The following is a 4,600-nucleotide window of genomic DNA, read 5'->3' on the forward strand; positions in this document are numbered from 1 at the left end:
CTGTTGCTGGTTGGATCCGGTCGATCGCCGCAACGGGCGTGACTCAAGCCGCCAGACAATTCTTCACGGACGACTACGGAACCCTGCTCGAGAACGCCGCTGCGGCTCTCCGCGATGTGCCGGATCTCGACCTGTCGGTGGAGTTGATCACCCACCGGTTCACCCCGGGCTCAAAGAATGTCCTGAACGGGTGGTATCCGGGGTCCGACCTCGACATGGATGAGCAGACCCGAGCTCAAAAGACAACCAAGTTCAACTCAATCAAGTACGTGTACACCCCTAACATCATGAAGGAGATGCGCGGCTTCTTCGAGAATGCAATCCGAGACCAGCTTCCGGCTGCTCGGCTTCTCTACTGGACCTGAAAGCCGTCGCAGGTTGACGTTGATCGGCATCAAGGAATTACCGGAATGTTGCGTCATGATGCCTAGCACGATGGCGACAATACGGAGGCCCCAATGCTCAGCTGGATCGTTCGGCTCTTGATGATTGCGGCCGGGTTCGTCACGAGCTGGTTCGTTGCGAAGGACGCGCCGATCTTCGGCATCGCACAGGTGATGATGACCCTCGTCCTGATCGCGCTGATCGTTGCTGTCGTGGCCTTCTGGCCTCAACGTTGGACGGCAGGGCTCAACCGTCTTTATCGCTTCCGCTGAAAGTGCCGGTCCGGCCTACCTTTAGTGCTGAACCCCGAGCGGCCAGGGTGCAAACAGGTTTGGACGCCTCCACAGTACGAAGTGATCCTGCACAGCGAGCTGCAGGTTGTCGTCTTTCTCCAAAAGGGCAATCTGCGCCTCGACGATTTTGAGTTCCCGCTCAAGCTTGGCAGAGCGGCGTGCGTCGGCGGCAAAAGGCTTTCTCTTCCTGGTCTTCATTTAGCACCTCATGGTCCGAGAAGCAGCCTTCCTCCCCGGTCGAGGAAGACGACAGGCGCTCGGATGGCCATGGTTGTGCCCCCAGCTTATCGTTCGTTTTCTAGTTGATTCGAATCCTACCTGAGCAGGCCACCTCTCGTCTGTCAGGAACCCGACACAGCAACGACATTCGTTAAGGCCGATTAAGTTTTGAAACCCAACATCAGCACTGGGGTTGAGAGGATTGAACTCCTGCCGAACCGAGGGCGCAGCGTGGCCACCATCGTATCCCGACGCTATCACCCATGGCCTGGCTATGTGCTTGGCTTTGCCTTCGGCGGCTTCTTCGATGGCATTCTGCTCCATCAGATCCTCCAGTGGCATCATCTCCTGAGCGCTTTCAAGGGCGAGGACATCCGGTTCCAGGTGGCTGTCGACGGCTACTTCCACGCCTTGATGTACGTCATCGCTGCCGTGGGTCTCTGGATGCTCTGGAGATCGCGGAACGTGCCCGGCGGCATGTCGGGCCGTCTCCTGTTTGGAGGAATCCTGATCGGCTTCGGTGTCTGGCACACTGTCGATGCCGTTCTGTCCCATTGGCTGCTCGGCATTCATCGCATCCGGATGGACAGTAGCAGCCCGCTTTTCTGGGATCTTCTGTGGCTCGGTCTATTCGGCCTCGTGCCGGTGATCCTAGGGTGGATCATGAGCGGGCCAAGAGAGGTTGGATCTGGGGCTGTCCGCTCGCCCAGTTCGGCCCGTACATTAACGACCCTTCTGGTTCTCAGTGCAGGAGCTTTAGGAATTTGGCCCCTGCGCGGCACTGAGTTCACCACGGTTATGTTCGCACCGGGGACAGGTCAGGAGCATGCTATCCGCTCCCTCGCATCGGTTGATGCGCAGGTGGTCTGGACGGACGGAAGTGGGGAAATCGCGGTCGTCCGGTTGGATGATGGACAATCCGGATGGACCCTGTTTCGGCACGGCGCGATTCTGGTAACCGGAGCAGGGCTCCCACTGGGCTGCCTCAACAATCTGCGCACCTGATCGCGCGGCTTGTCAGCGCTTGCGCAGCCGCTCGATAGCATCTTTATGCGCGGCTGGGTCAACGTCGTACTCGGCCGCGAGACGTTCGATCTCTGCCTGTCTGTCTCCAGCGCTCAGTCTCGGGTTCAGGCTCGCAATGGCAGCCAGAAAGGACGCGCCGGCAAAAACCGGGTCGCGGCGTCGGGCGGTCTGCTCGCGCTCCTTCTTCAGCTCCGCCTGCCGCTCCCTGTAAGTCTCCAGGGGCCCGAACGCGCGGAGCGCCCGGTTGCGCAAGGCTGGGGACGGGAGTTCGTGTTCCTGGGCAATGTCCTCAAGGACGCCTTCCGGATCTTCTCCTGCCAGCAAGGCTTCTGCGAGTTCCTCCAGCGCCGCAACGAACGGATCCATCATGGCTCCTTTCTCTAATGGTTTGACCGTCAACGGATGGTGCCCGGTTCGGTTCTCCGTTGAAGTGTTGTCGAAGGATCAGGCTGACCAATAATCCCTGTCATCGATTCTCATCCGCCCGTCATCCCCACTCCAATGGAATTCACACATCATGGCCGAACAGATGCAGGAGCATAACGATCCCTATCTCTGGCTGGAGGATGTGGAGGGCGAAGAGGCGCTGACCTGGGTGCGTACCCATAACGAGAAGACCAAGGCAGCTCTGTGCGACCCGGCTTTCGAAGCCGACAAGAAGGCGATCTACGAGATCTCCACGCGTCCGGACAACATTCCGTTCGTCACTCGGAGGCGGGGTCAGCTCTACAATTTCTGGCAGGATGCCTCCCACGTGCGAGGCCTGTGGCGGCGAACCACCATAGAAGATTACCGCCTGCCGGAGCCCACTTGGGAGACGGTTCTTGACGTTGATGCGCTGGCCCAGGACGATGGGGCGGATTGGGTCTGGAAGGGCTGCGGCACGCTTCAGCCGGAGCAGCGCTACGGTCTGGTGAGCCTGTCGCGGGGCGGCGCCGACGCCGTGGTGGTCCGAGAATTCGATCTCGTCGAAAAGCGCTTCGTGGAGGACGGCTTTGTCCTGCCGGAAGCCAAAGGTGGAGCGGCTTGGCTCGATTCAGAAGCGCTCCTTGTCTCGACCACCCTCGGGGCAAACGCCGCCACGGCTTCCGGCTACCCGCGTACCGTGCGCCTCTGGCGCCGGGGCTCGGACTTCGCACACGCCCCTATAGTCTTCGAGGGCCAGGCCAGCGACATCTATATCTCGGCCTCGGTTGATCGCGAACCCGGATTCGAGCGCACCTTCTACCGCCGGCAGATCACCTTCGAGGAGGGGCTCAGTTATCTCGCATACGGGGATGACGAACCCCAGCTGATCGATCTGCCGCTCGATGCCCACTTCGACGTGGAAAAAGATTGGCTTGTCGTGAAGCTGAAAAGCGACTGGGAACTCCCAGGCCGAAGCTACCCGGCCGATGCGCTCCTGGCGATCAGCTTTTCCCGCTTCCTGGAAGGAGATCGCACGTTCGAAGTGCTGTTTGAACCAGGGCCGCGGCGCGTTCTCTCGGGCTTCTGGTGGACCAAATCGCGCTTGGTGCTCACGGTTCTCGACAATCTGGAGAGCCAGATCTGGCTCGGCACGCCGGGCTCGCCCTGGACCTTGGACAGATTGGAAGGCCTGCCCGACACGGCCTCCGTCCACGCAATGTCACTGGATGCCAGCCAGCTGGAGCGCACCGACGAGTTTCTCCTGACGATCTCCAGCTTCGTCGAGCCCACGAAGCTCGCTCTGGTGACCGAGCACAGGCGGATCGAGGTGCTGAAGGAAGCGCCCGAGGCTTTCGATGCCTCCGGCCTGGAGGTGACGCGCCATGAGGCCGTCTCGGTGGATGGCGAGCGTATTCCCTACTACCAGATCGGACCGAAGGATCAGGACGGACCACGCCCGACGGTGCTCTACGGCTATGGCGGATTCTCGGTCTCCATGACGCCGGGCTATCTCGGCGGCATCGGCAAGACCTGGCTGGAGCGGGGCAATGTCTGGGTCGTCGCCAACATCCGCGGCGGCGGCGAGTTCGGAGCCGCTTGGCACAAGGCCGGCATGCGCGAAGGCAAGCGCCTGTCCCATGACGATTTTGCCAGCATTGCCCAGGATCTCGTCAGGCGCGGTGTCACGATCCCGAAGCAGCTTGCGGCCTACGGCGGATCGAACGGTGGCCTGCTCGTGGGCAATATGCTGACCCGCTACCCTAACCGCTTCGGAGCGATCTGGTGCACCGTGCCGCTCCTCGACATGCAGCGCTATACGCGCCTGCTCGCCGGTCCAAGCTGGGTGGCGGAATATGGCGATCCGGACAAGTCTGAGGATTGGACCTATATGGCCCGATTTTCAGCTTATCAGAACTTGGAGGAGGGCCGTGCCTACCCCCCTGTACTGCTCGTGACGTCCCGACGGGATGACCGCGTCCATCCGGGGCATGCCCGCAAGATGGCGGCCAAGCTCGAGGCCATGAAGCAGCCGGTTTTCTTCTATGAGCCTGACGACGGCGGCCATGGCGCCGTCAACAAGGAGCAGGCAGCCTTCCTCTCCGCCCTAGGACTATCCTTCCTCAGGAGGATGCTGGCGCCTCAGCAGTGAACCTGGATCAGCCGGGGATAACCCTTTGCGAAGGAGAGCCCCGGCTAGAGTGCGTTGACATTCATTTGGTCCAGATGAATGCGCTGACGAGGCAAAGGATTGACATGAACGCCCGTGGGGT

General features: G+C 60.8%; 6 protein-coding genes. 4 read left to right on the forward strand and 2 right to left on the reverse strand.

Features of this window, described 5'->3' with window-relative positions; all coding sequences use genetic code 11:
* On the forward strand, positions 1 to 365 hold a 365-nt coding region (locus JKL45_RS29225; protein WP_376771097.1), incomplete at its 5' end, for a spore photoproduct lyase family protein.
* Between the two features lie 93 nt (positions 366 to 458).
* Positions 459 to 656 (forward strand): hypothetical protein, encoded by a 198-nt coding sequence (locus JKL45_RS29230; protein ID WP_201865269.1) that lies wholly within the window; start codon positions 459 to 461, stop codon positions 654 to 656.
* 21 nt (positions 657 to 677) lie between these two features.
* On the opposite strand, the gene JKL45_RS29235 is transcribed toward JKL45_RS29230, so the two are convergent.
* The gene (locus JKL45_RS29235) at positions 678 to 875 is read right to left on the reverse strand and encodes a hypothetical protein (protein ID WP_201865270.1); all 198 of its coding nucleotides are present in this window, start codon (positions 873 to 875) and stop codon (positions 678 to 680) included.
* A gap of 252 nt (positions 876 to 1,127) precedes the next feature.
* Here JKL45_RS29235 and JKL45_RS29240 point away from each other — a divergent pair, with 252 nt between their 5' ends.
* Positions 1,128 to 1,901, forward strand: coding sequence for a DUF2243 domain-containing protein (locus tag JKL45_RS29240; RefSeq protein WP_312897057.1), 774 nt, complete (start codon positions 1,128 to 1,130; stop codon positions 1,899 to 1,901).
* A 12-nt stretch (positions 1,902 to 1,913) separates the two neighbouring features.
* Here the strand turns inward: JKL45_RS29240 and JKL45_RS29245 are convergent, their stop codons facing one another.
* Entirely contained in the window at positions 1,914 to 2,291 is a 378-nt protein-coding gene (locus JKL45_RS29245) for a hypothetical protein (protein WP_201865271.1), read from the reverse strand.
* Between the two features lie 148 nt (positions 2,292 to 2,439).
* On the opposite strand from JKL45_RS29245, the gene JKL45_RS29250 reads away from it, so the two are divergent.
* Positions 2,440 to 4,479, forward strand: a complete 2,040-nt coding sequence (locus tag JKL45_RS29250) for a prolyl oligopeptidase family serine peptidase (RefSeq protein ID WP_201865272.1) — start codon at positions 2,440 to 2,442, stop codon at positions 4,477 to 4,479.
* The last annotated feature ends 121 nt before the right edge of the window (positions 4,480 to 4,600 follow it).

The organism is Microvirga soli (genome assembly GCF_016734765.1).
Taxonomy (GTDB): domain Bacteria; phylum Pseudomonadota; class Alphaproteobacteria; order Rhizobiales; family Beijerinckiaceae; genus Microvirga; species Microvirga soli.

What these genes read in the sequence shown, in the direction of transcription:
- JKL45_RS29250 (WP_201865272.1), top strand. Translation starts at nt 2,440, where the DNA reads ATGGCCGAACAGATGCAGGAGCATAACGATCCCTATCTCTGGCTGGAG.
- JKL45_RS29230 (WP_201865269.1), top strand. Translation starts at nt 459, where the DNA reads ATGCTCAGCTGGATCGTTCGGCTCTTGATGATTGCGGCCGGGTTCGTC.
- JKL45_RS29245 (WP_201865271.1), bottom strand. Translation starts at nt 2,291, where the DNA reads ATGATGGATCCGTTCGTTGCGGCGCTGGAGGAACTCGCAGAAGCCTTG.
- JKL45_RS29235 (WP_201865270.1), bottom strand. Translation starts at nt 875, where the DNA reads ATGAAGACCAGGAAGAGAAAGCCTTTTGCCGCCGACGCACGCCGCTCT.